14 protein-coding genes and 1 riboswitch are annotated in these 14525 nt (G+C 56.8%); of the genes, 5 read left to right on the top strand and 9 right to left on the bottom strand.

The window, feature by feature from the left end:
- Positions 1 to 111: 111 nt before the first annotated feature.
- A riboswitch (SAM riboswitch) is annotated at positions 112 to 190 on the top strand.
- Between the two features lie 58 nt (positions 191 to 248).
- Entirely contained in the window at positions 249 to 833 is a 585-nt protein-coding gene (locus tag N1937_RS20230; protein WP_260056841.1) for a DUF4304 domain-containing protein, read from the bottom strand.
- 323 nt (positions 834 to 1156) lie between these two features.
- Between N1937_RS20230 and N1937_RS20225 the strand changes: the two genes are divergently transcribed.
- Positions 1157 to 2335, top strand: a complete 1179-nt coding sequence (locus tag N1937_RS20225; RefSeq protein WP_260056840.1) for a Shedu immune nuclease family protein — start codon at positions 1157 to 1159, stop codon at positions 2333 to 2335.
- Between the two features lie 20 nt (positions 2336 to 2355).
- Here N1937_RS20225 and ligD read toward each other — a convergent pair whose 3' ends face one another.
- The gene (gene ligD / locus N1937_RS20220) at positions 2356 to 3435 is read right to left on the bottom strand and encodes a non-homologous end-joining DNA ligase (RefSeq protein WP_260056839.1); all 1080 of its coding nucleotides are present in this window, start codon (positions 3433 to 3435) and stop codon (positions 2356 to 2358) included.
- Positions 3436 to 3550: 115 nt separating this feature from the next.
- Here ligD and N1937_RS20215 point away from each other — a divergent pair, with 115 nt between their 5' ends.
- Positions 3551 to 3925 (top strand): hypothetical protein, encoded by a 375-nt coding sequence (locus N1937_RS20215; RefSeq protein WP_260056838.1) that lies wholly within the window; start codon positions 3551 to 3553, stop codon positions 3923 to 3925.
- A 49-nt stretch (positions 3926 to 3974) separates the two neighbouring features.
- Here N1937_RS20215 and N1937_RS20210 read toward each other — a convergent pair whose 3' ends face one another.
- From N1937_RS20210 to N1937_RS20190, 5 genes are all read right to left on the bottom strand, one after another.
- Entirely contained in the window at positions 3975 to 4541 is a 567-nt protein-coding gene (locus tag N1937_RS20210; RefSeq protein WP_260056837.1) for a hypothetical protein, read from the bottom strand.
- A complete protein-coding gene (locus N1937_RS20205) occupies positions 4541 to 4942 on the bottom strand; it encodes a hypothetical protein (RefSeq protein WP_260056836.1) in 402 nt (133 codons plus the stop codon). Before N1937_RS20205 ends, N1937_RS20210 begins: the two co-directional genes overlap by 1 nt.
- 84 nt (positions 4943 to 5026) lie before the next feature.
- Positions 5027 to 6118: a TIR domain-containing protein gene (locus N1937_RS20200; protein WP_260056835.1), complete on the bottom strand. Its 1092-nt coding sequence runs from the start codon at positions 6116 to 6118 to the stop codon at positions 5027 to 5029.
- A gap of 382 nt (positions 6119 to 6500) precedes the next feature.
- On the bottom strand, positions 6501 to 7310 hold the full coding sequence (locus N1937_RS20195) for a metallophosphoesterase (RefSeq protein ID WP_260056834.1): 810 nt from the start codon (positions 7308 to 7310) through the stop codon (positions 6501 to 6503).
- A 114-nt stretch (positions 7311 to 7424) separates the two neighbouring features.
- Positions 7425 to 9407, bottom strand: coding sequence for an AAA family ATPase (locus N1937_RS20190; RefSeq protein ID WP_260056833.1), 1983 nt, complete (start codon positions 9405 to 9407; stop codon positions 7425 to 7427).
- Between the two features lie 502 nt (positions 9408 to 9909).
- Between N1937_RS20190 and N1937_RS20185 the strand changes: the two genes are divergently transcribed.
- Entirely contained in the window at positions 9910 to 10422 is a 513-nt protein-coding gene (locus tag N1937_RS20185; RefSeq protein WP_260056832.1) for a transcriptional regulator, read from the top strand.
- A 166-nt stretch (positions 10423 to 10588) separates the two neighbouring features.
- Here N1937_RS20185 and N1937_RS20180 read toward each other — a convergent pair whose 3' ends face one another.
- Positions 10589 to 11752 carry a M20 aminoacylase family protein gene (locus tag N1937_RS20180; protein ID WP_260056831.1) on the bottom strand — a complete coding sequence of 388 codons (1164 nt, stop codon included), beginning with the start codon at positions 11750 to 11752 and terminating at the stop codon, positions 10589 to 10591.
- 157 nt (positions 11753 to 11909) lie between these two features.
- Between N1937_RS20180 and N1937_RS20175 the strand changes: the two genes are divergently transcribed.
- Positions 11910 to 13043: a D-alanyl-D-alanine carboxypeptidase family protein gene (locus N1937_RS20175; RefSeq protein ID WP_260056830.1), complete on the top strand. Its 1134-nt coding sequence runs from the start codon at positions 11910 to 11912 to the stop codon at positions 13041 to 13043.
- Positions 13044 to 13060: 17 nt separating this feature from the next.
- Complete coding sequence (locus N1937_RS20170; protein ID WP_222279675.1) at positions 13061 to 14200, top strand: CobW family GTP-binding protein; 1140 nt, start codon at positions 13061 to 13063, stop codon at positions 14198 to 14200.
- A gap of 100 nt (positions 14201 to 14300) precedes the next feature.
- Here N1937_RS20170 and N1937_RS20165 read toward each other — a convergent pair whose 3' ends face one another.
- Entirely contained in the window at positions 14301 to 14525 is a 225-nt protein-coding gene (locus tag N1937_RS20165) for a sulfurtransferase TusA family protein (RefSeq protein ID WP_012759205.1), read from the bottom strand.

Genomic DNA, 14525 nt, shown 5'->3' with positions numbered 1-14525 from the left:
GTTTGGACCTATCCAAGCGACGGGGGTGGAAGCCGCCGTATCTGCAAATCGCGTGATTCCACATTGCCCAAATTGTGCAGATCGACGCAAGCAGCTAACGGCAGTATTGCAGAATTATCCCGTGGTGATTTGGCCGGTCCGCTTGCAGCCACGTTAAATCAGTGGGTAAAATCGCCAATATGATGCGATAATGCCAACGCTGACGGCCCGAGGCGGACGGTCGACCTGTGTCGCTCAATCTCGGTAGTTCAAAGAGAAATGCCGTTATTGCTCGCCCAGGCGAGGAAATGCGTTCTGCCCGCAGGCCGAAGTCTTATTGCCTCCCGCAGTCGCCGAGTTGCCTCGTCCCTGTCGCCCGAAAGCAAGGCGGCGCTGAATGATAGCAAAGAGGGGCTGTCTTTTAGAGCCGTTGCAAGGTGCGAGCGATCAAGGTGAAATTCGAGCCATGGAATGCCAATGGACTGCATCTTGTCAACCAGATCAGCCGCAACCAAATCCAGGTCCGTGGCCGCCGTAACGTCCCACCAATGGTCTCGGCCATGAACCAGTTCTCCCAATCTGGCGCGAAGGGTCGCGCTCGGCTCTGAAGGTTTTCCCTCGATCGCATTCTGCCCTGCCATGGAGGCCACCGCAGCCACAAACACGCCGAGGTTCACCGTAAACTTGCCGTTCTCTCCAAAATTGGAGTTGCTCGCTTGCAGGTTCACGATCAGCCAATCCTCGCCATGAGGCCGGTGCCAGTTGCGTCCCGACTTCTTAAACTCCTCACCTTTGAGCAATTGCGCAAACCCACGCTTGATAACTTCATCGATGCTTTTTGCAACGCCGCCCATACATTCTCTCTCCAAGCTAGCAGACCACTATATGGATAGGAATCCGATCCTGTCACCGTGGAACAAGTGGGGGCAATCGCCAAGCAGTTCGATAGACGCAATTGGCGCATAGTTCATCAGCGGAACGAAGTCGAAGCCGCTCTGGGGCGAAGAAAACTCCGGCATTTTTTGCCCTCTTCGAATTGGTGCTGCGCACGTTCAGATAGCGGACGAGTAAAATTAAGGGGATTTGGTGAGGTAAGCCTAGTCAACTATCTGGTATTGTGAAGTATCGCGTCTGGTTATCTGCTACAACCCAAAATGGTTTCCAACGGGTTGAGATTATGAGCAGCGAAGAGGAAATATTCCGCAATTCCCGGCCAGACAAAACGTATGCTAGTCCGGCGCTCAAGGATTACACGGGGCGAAAACTCCGTGTCGCCAACAAGGTGATCGATGGCGAGCCCGGCTACGAATTTGTAAAGGTGAAAGACGAACTTGTTCTGCGGCAGACCGAAGCTGGTCGCTTCCAGATCAAAGCCAGTTTTCTCGAAGACGACAGGTTGTTCAGATCGGTCACCATCCAAAAATTTACCTCGAAGGGCAATGCGAAGGAATACTTCACGCTCGGTCCGCATGAGATGACTGCCCTTCTTAAGTTCATGGCGAACATCAAGCGCATCCACTTTCCAAATGATGGCCGCCTGAATATCTCAGACCGTGACCTTGAAGACTTGCTTCTCAAACCTGACCAGATGCGGAGGATCGCAGCCGACAACCAGAAGCTCTTAGCTGCCATTGCTCGCAATGAGATCACGACCGAAGACGTCGTCGCTTTATCGTATAGAAAGAAGCAGCTCGCTCTTTTCGAACGGTGGCTGTCTGATGACGACTACTTCGACAAATGCGCAGCCCAGCGCGGCAAGGGACCTGAAGCGCTCTGGCAACAGTTTTTAGAGAAGAACCCGTGGATTCTAGGATATTCGCTCAGCTTGATCAATTTCGGTCCACTGGACGACCGCAAGTTAGAGCAGACGGTTAGGGGACACGACCTTGGGGGACCCGGAAAGCGGGTTGACGCTTTGCTTCGATCCCGGGCCATCCTGAATACGGCCGCTTTCGTGGAGTTGAAGCATCATAGGACGGAGCTGGTATCGCCAGACCAGTATCGCTCGGGCATTTGGACGCCTTCCAAGGAGCTTTCCGGCGCGGTCGCACAAGTCCAAGGAACTGTTGCCGCAGCCCTAGCACAGTGGGGCTCCTCCGTGCGGATAACGGACAGGGACGGCGATCCGACCGGCGAGACCATCTATACGACTGAACCTCGATCTTTTGTCATCTGCGGCCGCCTCAATGAGTTCGAAACTGAACACGGCATCAACGAACGAAAATTCGGATGTTTCGAGCGCTTCCGAAGAAACCTGCTGCGGCCAGAAGTCGTTACATTCGACGAACTCTATGAACGCGCTCGTTTGATTGTCGATGCTGGCGATCTTTCGTCACCCGGAGTCACGGGCGAATAGTTCCCTTGGGATAGATCGCTTCATCGTCCCTCGTCATCGTCCAGCCGGAAAACGTCCGCGTTGTCCTGGCGGTCTCGCAGCCCTTTATAAGCGGCGTGCCGCAGCTGCATGTCAGGCGTCCATTGGCGAAATTCGATTTCTGCAATCAACGTCGGCTGGACCCATACGACCCGCCGGTTCCCTTCATACGCAACTGGCGGCGCTTTCCGCCGCCACGGTAGCTTGTCCATCATGGCCCGCAGCGCGACCGAAGGTCGCTCTTTGAATCCGGTTCCTACGCTACCGACATAGCGCAGATCGTCGCCTTGATATGCCGCAAGGAGGAGCGAACCGAAACCGCCGTATGCGCCTGTCGACGGCTCGTAACCGACAATCAGAAATGGTTCCGACTGGGCGCACTTCAGCTTCACCCAATCGCCGGTTCGTCCGGATTGATATTTGCTGTTTCGGTTCTTGCCGACTATCCCCTCAAGATCGAGGCGGCAGGCATGATCGAGGATGGCGACGGGATCGGCGTCGATTTCTTCCGATAGCCGAATAGCACCCCCGAAACCGGCCAAGGTCTCTTCAAGCAGATGCCGCCTGTCTCGATATTCGAGGCCGCGCAAATCGTGGCCGTCGAGATAGAGCAAATCGAACGCCATAAAGATCGCGTTTCCGGCCGTCAGATTGCCGGAACGGCGGCCGACCGCGCCCAAGGAATTTTGGAGTCCGTTGAAGTCGGAGCGCCCTTGTTCGTCCAAGACGACGCCTTCACCGTCGAGAATCATGGACGCGGGACCGAGCGACCGAGCAGCCGCCTCGATACCCGGAAATCTATCGGCCCAATCGTAACCGCCTCGCGTCAAGATTCGCACGCCGGTAGGTTCGACGTGAACGGCCAGCCTGTATCCGTCCCATTTGATTTCCCAGCCCCAATCATCACCTGGCGGCGGCTTTTGCTTCAGCAACGCCAGCGCCGGTTCGACCCTTGGCGGCATGGGATCGAAAGGCAGCGCCGGTTGCGCTGGATTCCGCTTTCGGATCGGGCGCGATTGCAAGGGCCCGCCGTCGTCGCGGAGCAGCGGCTTAGATCGAGGAGGGCGCGGCGGTTTCGTCATGCAGCCATTCCAGCACCAAATCCTTTAAGAGTCTCGTTTGAACAGCTTCGGATATCGACAATCCTCGCTGCGCAGTTAAAAGACACCTCGGAAAAGTAGAGGATTTACCGTGAGAATGTTTCTCCAACTAGCACTGGCTCTGGCGTTTTATTCACCCGCATTCGCTGAGCAGGATTTCCCCTCGACGCCGGAGCAAAGACAATTGCTTGCTGACTACATGCACAAACATTTCGCCTATCCCGATACGATAAAGCAGGCCGAAATCTCGGGGATGCACACATACGACAACGGGGTTTCAGTCGTCTGCGCTAAATACTCTGTTGTGATTGGCAAGACCGAAAGGGTGCGGGTGCCTCAAAGGGCTGTAATGTTCGAAGTGATCGATGGCGGCAGCAACATGGAAATGACCACCAGCTCTGGATGTAAAAAAGAATATTTTAAGTACATTCCATTTCCCGAAGCGGAGCTACCACGGAAGGGGTTTTGGTAACAAAGGCGCGAGCTGCCCCTTTTGCAGTTCCCCGTTAGACATGTGCGCTCTACGCTTCGTCAGATGGCTCCCAGTCCGGTGGCTCTTCAACAAACAGGCCTTCCTGTCTTAGGAACTGTTCCCACTGTCGCGCCATGTGCTCGAAAAGCTCGATGACAGCATATTTGGTGCCGTGAAGTTCGATGTAGACCCACGCAAACATCCGGAAGCCGGGTGGAGGCGGTTGATCGGGTATAAATTCGGGTTCGAACTTCACCGTGGAGCCTGTCGACATGTGCTCCATCTTCGGACCAAATGTCATGACGACATGTTTTACCGAGTTGGCTATCTGGCGGCATAGCTCTAGGTCAGGCAGTCGGATCGCATTCGTCGTAATGAAGCCTGGGATTACGCCATGCTTGCCGCGCCCCTTGCCCGTCAGGCGAAGATGAGCCTCATCATTGACGGCATGCAGGACCCAGTCGATCAAGTGGAACGCATCGACGGCGCAGTCGAATGCAGAAAACTGCACGGCTCTGCTGGAGCCTCCGACTCGAAGGCGCTCGATATCGAACAGCAGCTTTCGATAAAGGTCGATGGGCTCATCCAGACCGAACGTTTTGGTGGGCTTTTCCATCAGTTGCAATACGTCTGCGTTATGTTCCCAATCGTGTAGCCTTGGCAATTCACGGGCTTTCGGGCAGCGGGCGGAGGCACATACGAATTCGGTCGCGAAGCTTCGGCAGCGGCTTGCGTCGCATCCAGGTCCGGCCGGTAGCACATGTCAGCGGGCTTTCCTCGACGTTCCAGGGCATCGGCGATGTTTGCCCGCAGCGTCGGACTGTCAGGATGCTTTTGCCAGCTGGTGCACAGCTCGTAATCGCGCTTCTGGTCATAGTAGGCCACGATATCGGCTTTCGGAGCTGTCTTGTTCCATGCTGGGCTGCCTCGAACGCCGAGAGCGACGCCTTGCGACGTGGAGCTGCATGCAGCGAGCGCCATCACGGCTGCCACGGCAATAATTTTGCTGCTGATCATCGATGTCCCCAAGATGCCCCTGCCCCAAGAAATTGCACGGTAAGGATAACATTTCCAGTGGTGTGGTTCGCGAGGCGACGGTGATCAACGAACTGCTTGGCGTTCGGCCAGCGCCCGCCTCTCAATAAGGCGCTTCCTCGCGCCAGCGACCTTTTCTAGCAGATTATCGGGTGAGAACGGCTTCGTTATCAGTTCGATTGGCTCCGGTCGATTGCCTGTCAACAGCTTCTCCGGATGGTTGGTGACGAATATCGCGAAGCATTCCAAATGTGGGTAGAGGGCATTCACGAGATCAATGCCTGATGAGCCGTCAGCAAGGTCTATTTCCGTAACGATGAGTTCTGGCTTTTCAGCAAGGGCCATGATGATCGCCTCCTGCTTTGACTTTGTAACGCCAACAACATCGTATCGAGCCCGCGTTAGGACCTCTTGCAGATCGAGAGCAATAAGGCGTTCCGGCTCGACAATTATGGCGCGGGGCAATCCTGCCTCTTTGTCGGCCAGCCGCTTTCGAAGTGCGGCGTTCTCCTCCTCAAGTTCTTGATGTTTCCGAGCAGAGCGCCCGGCTAGTTCCTGATGTAGATTAGATAGCCGTTCGGCTTCTGCGGCCGAGGCTCGTTTGATCGTCTCGATCTCAAAAAACGCAGCATCGAGGTCTTTTTTTGAAACGAGTTTGGATGACGGCAGCCCGCGAAGGATCGCAGGCAACCTCTTCCGCCATTCAGCCGCCTTCCCTTCCCACGTTGCGGAGCTTCGGCTTTCCAACGCTAGTTCTTTAAAAGCGTCTCTGAATTCAGAAAGCCGGGAGTGATCGTTGATCAGCCATGCCTGCTTCAGTCCCAAGGTCTTTGTCACGAGGTCGAACGATATTTCTGGAGCGACGACGGCGAGCGTCTTCAGTGACCTCGACCAGGCCGCTCCCAGCTCCATCAAGCAAAAGTCGCTATCGAAATAGGCGGGTGTCAGGAGTGCGAGGACGATAGAGGGCTGCTCGATTTGGTTCTTTAGGTATAAATTGAAGTCTTCCATCAACGGGATGCTGTGACCTGGGAGGCTGCTGCAGAAAATATCTGCATCCCGCACGCCTACGGCTTCCTTCAGGAAATTCACTACCAATTTTGCCAAGGCGGCGTCTGCGGTAGCATGGCTGATGAAGACTTTGCCTATTGTGCTCACTGTTCGTCCTTCGATGGCTATCGTGCCTCTGACTCGGGCATGTATACTTTAATGCCAAAATCTGTGCTCGCATCCATAAGGAATTTTGTTCTTGTCTTGTTCTCTATCGCGGCTAGCAGGCGATGCCCACAATGCAGGCTGGACGTTTACCGTTGTCTACCCGAACGGCACCATGGACACCGGCAGTCCTAACCGGAAGGCGGCGACCCGTCGTTGGCACTTTGCTTGGAATTGCGCCGACGCCGCCAATTGCGCTGGAATCGCCAAACGGGTGAAGAGCGGGAGGCCTTCTAACCTTACCCAACCATGGACTGCGCCCATGTCGATGCTTTAGCGTAATAACTCGCCATGTCCTCAAGATCGACTGCCTCGTCAGGATTTCTCATAGATCGATGACGAAACCCGGCCGAAATCCATTCAAATCTCGCTCGCCTCGATAACCACGAGGATTGCAGATCACTCTGGTCCCGTCAGCCATATAGTCGCGGAATCGATGGATATGGCCGTGAATCCAAACGGACGGCCGTCGCCGCGCGATCAAATCGGACAGATCACTTCCGAATGCCGCATTGGTTACGTGGCCAAAGAATCGGGCGTCAAAACTCTGGATGAGCGGTGCGTGATGCGTCACGACGAAAGTGCGGCCGTCGAATGGCTTTTCCAGTTCGCGGTCAATGAATGATCGGCTCGCGATGTGGCGCTTGAGGATTTCCTGAACTGTGATCAGCCCGTTTTCACCCGGGTGTCGCGGGTCGGATCGAAGGATGCAGTGGAAGTCCATTATCTGCCAAGGAACCAACGCGAAGGCTTTGGCTCGTCGCTCCTCTGGCGGGACGTGATCATCGTCGCCGACCGAAACCGCAAAATCTGTCCACAGTGTCGCGCCGACGAAGCGGCAATCGTGGAAAATGCAGGTCTCATTTTCAAGTAGTTGAATACGCGTACCTTCGATGAGGCGTCGCGCCCGCTCAAGGGCGAAATCGATACTCGAACCATAGTAGTCGTGATTGCCAAGGGTAAGGACCACAGGCATGTGTGGCTCGATGAAGCGCCGGACATGCGCGATGCTATCAACTATTGAATTCGTGATATCCCCGGCGCAAATGCAAACGTCCGCTTTTGGGACCGCAAGATTGCTCCAGAGAACGTCCATCCGCGCGTGGTGGATATCGCTGATGATCCAAGCCCGCATGTCATACCTTCCGTGTAGGCAAAATAGTCCGGGACCGCGCCGCAATTTCCGCGACGTTTCCTTGCCTCGTTGATTTCGATTTCCTTGATAGTCGCCGGATGTCGTTGCGCCGCACTATTGGCGCAAAACGTTCGTGCGTTTGGGGGCACCTGGCCAATACGGTTCTAATTGAGCCGCGTCCAAGGACTTTTCTTTTACAAGTGCATCCGCGAGCTTGAGTAGGGTGGGGCGCAAACCATCAAGCATGTCTCTCGCTCGTTGATACTGTTCTTGCAGAATCTCGGTAACTTCATCCCGGAGCGGCTGATCTTCCCAAAGTGTGACGGCTGCCTCAATGTCGACGGAACCAGGAAGGAAATAAAGTGAACTACCGAAGCCATATTCCGTAACCATCTTGATTGCCAAGGTTGTCGCTTGCGAGAGATCGCTGTCCCGAGTGCCCGACGCCCAATTTGACCGGTGGCCCAAGACTAAGTCTTCTGCCGCCGCTCCAGCGAGATGCATCGTGATCATTTTGATGATGTCCCACCGTGTCGTGAACTCTCTGGCGGATATCTCCACTGTAGTCAGCCCGTTGGCGTCCATGACGGTCGCGAACCGATGCACGTTGTCATAGATTTCCACACGTTCGATTTTTCCGATAAAAAGAGCGTGTGCCACGATGGCATGACCGGCCTCGTGAATCGCCACTCGGTGCAAAGTGGCTGCGTCGAGCGGCGCAGGTACCTTTATCCTTGCCCTGACATCGTCGATGGTAACTGATCGATTTTCGCGCCGCGCAATGCGCCGAGCCTCCCTTGCCAATCGTTCGAGATCAGCCCCGCTTTTGCCTGGCAATCGGGCTCCAATTTCCTTGAGGGCGGCCTCTTCAGATAGGCTGGGAAGATGAAACGCAAGGATTTCTGAACGAGCTGCGGCGTCTGGTAAAGGAAATGAAACATGTTTTTCCAGCCGACCACTTCGCAATAGTGCGGGGTCGATTTTTTGTGGATGGTTGCATGCTCCAAGCACGACGACACCTTCTCGGTCTCCGATGCCGTCTAGACATTCAAGAAGGGCGTTGACAACCGTTGTCGAGTAGGTCTCGTGCTGCGACGGAAACTTTGAGCGATCACCGATGGAGTCGAACTCGTCGATGAACAACAGCGCAGGGGCATTTTCCCTGGCAGCCCCGAAGGCTTGGTACATTGCCTTCAGCATATCTCCCAGGTCGCCATCCTTAAAGCTCTGCCATTTAGAGATCGAAGCCGCCTCCAAATGCAGATCGCATTCTGCAGCGAGTGCGGAGGCAAATCGTGTCTTTCCAGTGCCGGGCGGGCCGTAGAGCAAACACCCCTTATCTACCTCGGGCCAAGGCAACTTTCCTTCACGCCACTCTTGGATATCTCTTTTCAATTCCTTGGCCCACACGCCTGCTTCACCGAAGCCTTTCGACAAGTCGAGGTGCTGCGCGGGCAGGTCAGTTGACTTACTATGAGCATCCATGAGCCTTTCGGCTGCACGCTTTGCGGGTTGCCCGCGTCGGAAAATCGCTTCCATTCGTTCCGAAGGCTGCGGTGCGATCACCGCCACCTGCTCGTCGGTGAGTGCGCCACATCCTCGTAGCCCGCTGAGTGCGCGGATATGCCTGACATCGCACAAGCTAAGCCGGTCACGAACTGTCGCTGCCAATTCGAAATCCTCGTGAACCATCGAGCCAGCCCGCGCGAAAATGATCAGTTTGTCTGAGGCAAGGAGTTCATCTGCGTCGATCTCCCAACCCCGCTTGTGCTTTGACGTAGGGTGGAGGCAGATTTTGAACTGCTTCGCGTTGTTGAAGATTATCTTTGCCGCATCTTCAATATCTGAAAGCAGCCACTGACTTGGAACACAGACCAAGGCGACGCATGACGGTTGCGACAGGCTGCCGATATTCCGTCGAACGAACTTGATGAGGGCGCAGTAGGCTAAGAAATCCGCTGCGGACTTCGTCGCAATTGCTGCATTGTCGTGCTTCGTTCTTATCGCACCAATAGACCGCGAGCCTTTTAAATTTCGCGATGCTTCCTGAAGTTTGTAAATGTACCGGTCAAGCTGGTCGGCGAGAGCCTTTTCCATTGGTGGTCTCCGTAACGTGAGATCAGATCAAAAGGCCATCGTCGAACCGATACCATCGGCTCAGTGTCCTAGCGACGCGCCGCTTTCGGTCGAGGTAGAAAAGTTCGCTCGTGATACCCGCCCCGTCTTTGATTGTCGGGTGGCCATGCATTTGGCCGATCAAGCAGGGGACAGATCGACTTGTGAGGATGCAGTTCTTGATGATGACCGCGTCATTGATACCGGCAACGCCGCCGGGAGCGGCAACGCGTTCCAAATCTTCGACCAGCGATCTTAGTCTTGGGATTATCAAATCCGGTGGCGTGCCTAACCATTTATCCATCACACAAGTTGCCCTCTGATTCGGCGGCGAAGCCGCTGCGTTGGCAACACAAAATCTGATTCGCGCCTCAATTGCAAAGGAAATGACTTATTTGCAAATATTATGACTTAGTTTTAATGGCGCTTATGTATCAACCAGAATTAATTGACATTTCCTTGGTTGGCCTGCTCATCCAGATATATGGACAGCCTTCCAGACCTCCTCAGAGCTGCGCGTTGCCTGTTGGGATATACCCAAACTGGCATCGAAGACCTGTTCAAACTGAAGTCCCGGTCGGTCTACACCCTCGAAGCAGGGCGGTATAAGCTCACGCCGCGCTTCGCCTACCTCCTGAAAGAGAAATACGAGGAAGAAGGCGTCGAATTCACTGATGCGGGCAGTGACTTCGGTCAGGGTATCAGGTGGCGAGTACCAGGTAGGAAAGACCCTTACAGGAGAGCGATGCTACCTGCGGCAAGAGGCTTGGCCAATCTATCACAAGCGCAGCTGGCGAAGATCGCCGACGTAGACCAAAAGTTCATCGCCCGGCTCGAACTCGACGATTTTGAGGCCGTAAGTCGAGTGAAACTGGACCGGTTGGAAGCTGCTTTAAAAGCTCGGAATATCGAGTTTACTGCTGAGACCACGTCGTTTGGCGCTGGAGTACGTTGGATCACTTCTAGCGGCAAGCCGCAGGAACCGCTCGACTCTTGAGCAACATCGGTAAATTTACTGGTTTAGTAGCGCCGTACGCGACAGGGTATCGCGGCAAATCAGTAAGTTTGCAGGCTATTAAAATTGCTCTATCCTGCTGAGCTACGGGACCACTTGCACGCCATGCATACAAAAGGCTTGGCGTGAAGCCAAGCCTTAATTGTTGCTAGAGGCCGAGGCGTTGTTCGGCGAGGCGGACCCAGTAGGAGATGCCGTGGGCGATGGCTTCGTCGTTGAAGTCGTAGGCCGGGTTGTGGAGGCCGGCGCTGTCGCCGTTGCCGATGAAGATGAAGGCGCCGGGGCGGGCGTTCAGCATGTAGGAGAAATCCTCGCCGCCCATCATCGGATCGATCTCGGCGTTGACGTTCGCCTCGCCGGCGATGGCGCTGGCGGTGGCGACCGCGTGCTCGGTCTCAACGGGGTGGTTGACGGTGACGGGATAGTTGCGATGGAAGCTGATTTCGGCCTCGGCGCCGTGGGCCGCAACCAGGCCCTCGATGATCTGCCGGAACCGCGTCTCGGCGAGCGTGCGCACCTCGGGGTCTAGGGTGCGGACCGTACCGGCGAAGGTCGCGTCGTTCGGAATGACGTTATGGGCGAAACCGGCATTGAACTTGGTCACCGAGACGACGACCGAGCGCAGCGGATCGGCACTGCGTGAGGCGATCATCTGCAGGTTGGCGACGATCTGGGCGCCGATGGCGATCGGGTCGATCGTCTTGTGCGGCTGAGCGGCGTGGCCGCCGCGGCCCTTGACGGTGACGGTGAATTCGTCGGTTGCCGCCATGATCGCGCCCTTGCGGGTGGCGAACTGGCCGACGGGCAGGCCCGGCAGATTGTGCATGCCGTAGACCTCTTCGATAGCGAAGCGCTCCATCATGCCGTCCTTGACCATCAGATTGCCGCCGCCGCCGCCTTCTTCGGCGGGCTGGAAGATGACGGCGACATTGCCGTTGAAGTTGCGGGTTTCGGCCAGGTATTTCGCGGCGCCGAGCAGCATGGCGGTGTGGCCGTCATGGCCGCAGGCATGCATCTTGCCGGCCGTCTTCGAAGCCCAGGGCTTGCCTGATATTTCGGTGAGCGGCAGGGCGTCCATGTCGGCGCGCAGGCCGACCGTGCGGCGGCCTTCGCCCTTGCCCCTGATCAGGCCGACGACGCCGGTGCGGCCGATACCGGTGACGATCTCGTCGACGCCGAATTCCTTGAGTTTTTCGGCGACGAAGGCGGCCGTGTTTTCCACCGCGAAGAGGAGTTCGGGCCGGGCGTGGATGTGGCGGCGCCATTCGGCGACCTCGTCCTGCAACTCCGCGGCTCTGTTCAAAATCGGCATATCGGCGTTCCTGTTATGAAATCTCGACAATCTTTCATCGCATCACAAGGGTGTGAGGCTGTGGAAATTACTTAGTCAATGACCTTTGCCATGTCATAGCCATATAGGCTAAATAGGGGAAGATTTCGAGATTTTCCTGATATCCGAAGGACGAACCGTGTCGACGAGCCACTTCCGTTTGTTTGCTGCCTTGCGGCCGCTTTCTTTCGTATCAGCGGCGACTGCCGTTTTTCTGGCCTCGGTTCCGCTGGCCCAGGCCAATCCGCATATTCTCGTCGACGTGCAGACCGGCCGCGTGCTCGAGCATGAAGAAGCCTTCCGCAAATGGTATCCGGCCTCGCTCACCAAGCTGATGACCGTCTATACCGTGTTCGACGCGATCCGCGCCGGTCAGATCAGCCTCGATACGCCCATCGTCATCAGCAAGCGCGCCGCCGCGCAGCCGGCTGCCAAGATGTATTTCAAACCGGGCCAGAAGCTGACGCTCGATAGCGCGCTGAAGATCCTGATGGTCAAATCGGCGAACGACATCGCGGTCGCGGTCGCCGAAGCCATCGGTGGCACGCAGGAAGGCTTCGTGACGCGGATGAACGGCGAGGCGCTGAAGCTTGGCATGACGGATTCGCATTTCGTCAATCCGAACGGGTTGCCCGGCAAGGGGCAGTATACGACGGCGCGCGACCTTGCGGTGCTGACGGTGACGCTGCGCCGCGATTTTCCGCAATATGCCGGTTATTTCTCGCTGGAAGGCTTTACCACCGGCCAGCAGAACGTGCCGAGCCTCAACATGCTGATCGGCCGCTTCGCCGGCGCCGACGGCATGAAGACCGGCTTCATCTGCGCCTCGGGTTTCAACCAGATCGGTTCGGCGACGCGCAACGGCCGCACGCTGGTCTCGGTCGTGCTCGGCACCGACAGCCTTGCGGCGCGCGCCGATGCGACGGCGAACCTCTTGCAGAAGGGCTTCACCACCCAGCCTGCCAGCAACGACACGCTGGGTTCGCTGAGGCCCTATGGCCCGGGACAGGACCAGGTTGCCGACATCACCGCCGATATCTGCAGCGCCAAGGGCGCCAAGGTGCGCAGCGAAACGCGCGACGAAGTCGGCCGCATGCGAGTGCAGTCGCCCTATATCCAGCCGATGGACCACGATCCGCAATTCGTCTTTGCCGGGCTCATTCCGGGCCAAGACCCGCAGCCGGCAGCGCAGCCGGAAAAAATGGCGCGGGGCGATACCGCGGGAGCGATCGCCAACGTGCCGGTGCCGATGCCGCGCCCGACATCCTTCTAAGCTTTAAGGTAGATGACATGAGCGCGCTCAACGACAGGATTCCGGTCACCATCCTGACCGGCTTTCTCGGCGCCGGCAAATCGACGCTGCTCAACCGCATCCTCAAAGATCCGGTGATGAAAGATGCGGCGGTCATCATCAACGAATTCGGCGATGTCGGCATCGACCATCTGCTAGTCGAAAGCTCCGGCGATTCGATTATCGAACTATCAGACGGGTGCCTCTGCTGCACCGTGCGCGGCGAGCTGGTGGATACGCTGGCGAACCTGATGGACGCGGTGCAGACAGGCCGCGTCAAGCCGGTGAAACGCGTCGTCATCGAGACGACGGGTCTTGCCGATCCTTCACCGGTCATGCAGGCGATCATGGGCAATCCCGTCATCGCCACGAATTTCGAGCTGGACGGCGTCGTCACCGTCGTCGACGCCGTGAATGGGCTGCAGACGCTCGACAATCACGAGGAAGCGCGCAAGCAGGCGGCGGTCGCGGATCGGCTGATCGTTTCGAAAAAGGCGATGGCCGAGGCAACGGACGAGCTGGAAAAAAACCTGCGGGCGCTCAATCCGCGTGCGGTGATGATGGATGCCGACAGTGCCGAGGCGGGTACTGCCGCAGTGCTGGTCAACGGGCTCTACGATCCGGCAACGAAGATCGCCGATGTCGGCCGCTGGCTGCAGGATGAGGATGCGCACGAGGCGCATCATCATCACGATCACAATCATGATCGTGATGGCGATCACCATGAGCACGCGCATCAGGATCCGCATGACGTCAATCGTCACGACGCCTCGATCCGCTCTTTCTCGATCGTCGAGGAGAAGCCGATCGATCCGATGGCGCTCGAGATGTTCATCGATCTCCTGCGCTCTGCCCATGGCGAGAAGCTGTTGAGGATGAAGGCGATCGTCTCGGTCTCCGACCGGCCGGATCGGCCGCTGGTGCTGCATGGGGTGCAGAGCATCTTCCATCCGCCGGTGCGGCTTGCCGCCTGGCCGGGGGAAGACCGGCGCACACGCATGGTGCTGATCACCCGGGATCTGCCGGAAGCCTTCGTGAAGGATCTCTTCGACGCCTTCCTCGGCAAGCCGCGCATCGACATGCCGGATCGTGCGGCGCTGTCGGACAATCCGCTCGCTATCCCCGGCCTCAGAATTTAAAAGCATGTCGCGCAAAAGTGTGCAGCGATTTTGCGCCAAAGACATGCGGAAAACAAAGACCTAAAGCGCGGCAAGCGAATCTGAAAGATCGCGACGCGCTTTAGCGCTTGCGGATCAGGAAGCGGTGGCCGTTTTCGGTCTTTTCCGTCTCGATCAGTTCGTGGCCGTCCTCATTGCAGAAATGCGGCATGTCGATCACCGCAAGCGGATCGGTGGTGTCGACGCGAATGAGCGTGCCGCTCGCCATGGCGGCGAGCTTCTTGCGTGTCTTGATCACGGGGAATGGGCATTTCAGGCCGCGAAGATCGTAGAGAACGGGGTTCAA

It is taken from the genome of Rhizobium sp. WSM4643 (assembly GCF_025152745.1).
Taxonomy (GTDB): Bacteria; Pseudomonadota; Alphaproteobacteria; order Rhizobiales; family Rhizobiaceae; genus Rhizobium; species Rhizobium leguminosarum_I.
The sequence above is the reverse complement of the archived record's forward strand: the minus strand, read 5'-3'. Positions and strand labels throughout refer to the sequence as shown.

What these genes read in the sequence shown, in the direction of transcription:
- N1937_RS20205 (WP_260056836.1), bottom strand. Translation starts at nt 4,942, where the DNA reads ATGATCAGCAGCAAAATTATTGCCGTGGCAGCCGTGATGGCGCTCGCT.
- N1937_RS20180 (WP_260056831.1), bottom strand. Translation starts at nt 11,752, where the DNA reads ATGCCGATTTTGAACAGAGCCGCGGAGTTGCAGGACGAGGTCGCCGAA.
- N1937_RS20185 (WP_260056832.1), top strand. Translation starts at nt 9,910, where the DNA reads ATGGACAGCCTTCCAGACCTCCTCAGAGCTGCGCGTTGCCTGTTGGGA.
- N1937_RS20210 (WP_260056837.1), bottom strand. Translation starts at nt 4,541, where the DNA reads ATGGAAAAGCCCACCAAAACGTTCGGTCTGGATGAGCCCATCGACCTT.
- N1937_RS20195 (WP_260056834.1), bottom strand. Translation starts at nt 7,310, where the DNA reads ATGCGGGCTTGGATCATCAGCGATATCCACCACGCGCGGATGGACGTT.
- N1937_RS20230 (WP_260056841.1), bottom strand. Translation starts at nt 833, where the DNA reads ATGGGCGGCGTTGCAAAAAGCATCGATGAAGTTATCAAGCGTGGGTTT.
- N1937_RS20190 (WP_260056833.1), bottom strand. Translation starts at nt 9,407, where the DNA reads ATGGAAAAGGCTCTCGCCGACCAGCTTGACCGGTACATTTACAAACTT.
- ligD (WP_260056839.1), bottom strand. Translation starts at nt 3,435, where the DNA reads ATGACGAAACCGCCGCGCCCTCCTCGATCTAAGCCGCTGCTCCGCGAC.
- N1937_RS20215 (WP_260056838.1), top strand. Translation starts at nt 3,551, where the DNA reads ATGTTTCTCCAACTAGCACTGGCTCTGGCGTTTTATTCACCCGCATTC.
- N1937_RS20170 (WP_222279675.1), top strand. Translation starts at nt 13,061, where the DNA reads ATGAGCGCGCTCAACGACAGGATTCCGGTCACCATCCTGACCGGCTTT.
- N1937_RS20225 (WP_260056840.1), top strand. Translation starts at nt 1,157, where the DNA reads ATGAGCAGCGAAGAGGAAATATTCCGCAATTCCCGGCCAGACAAAACG.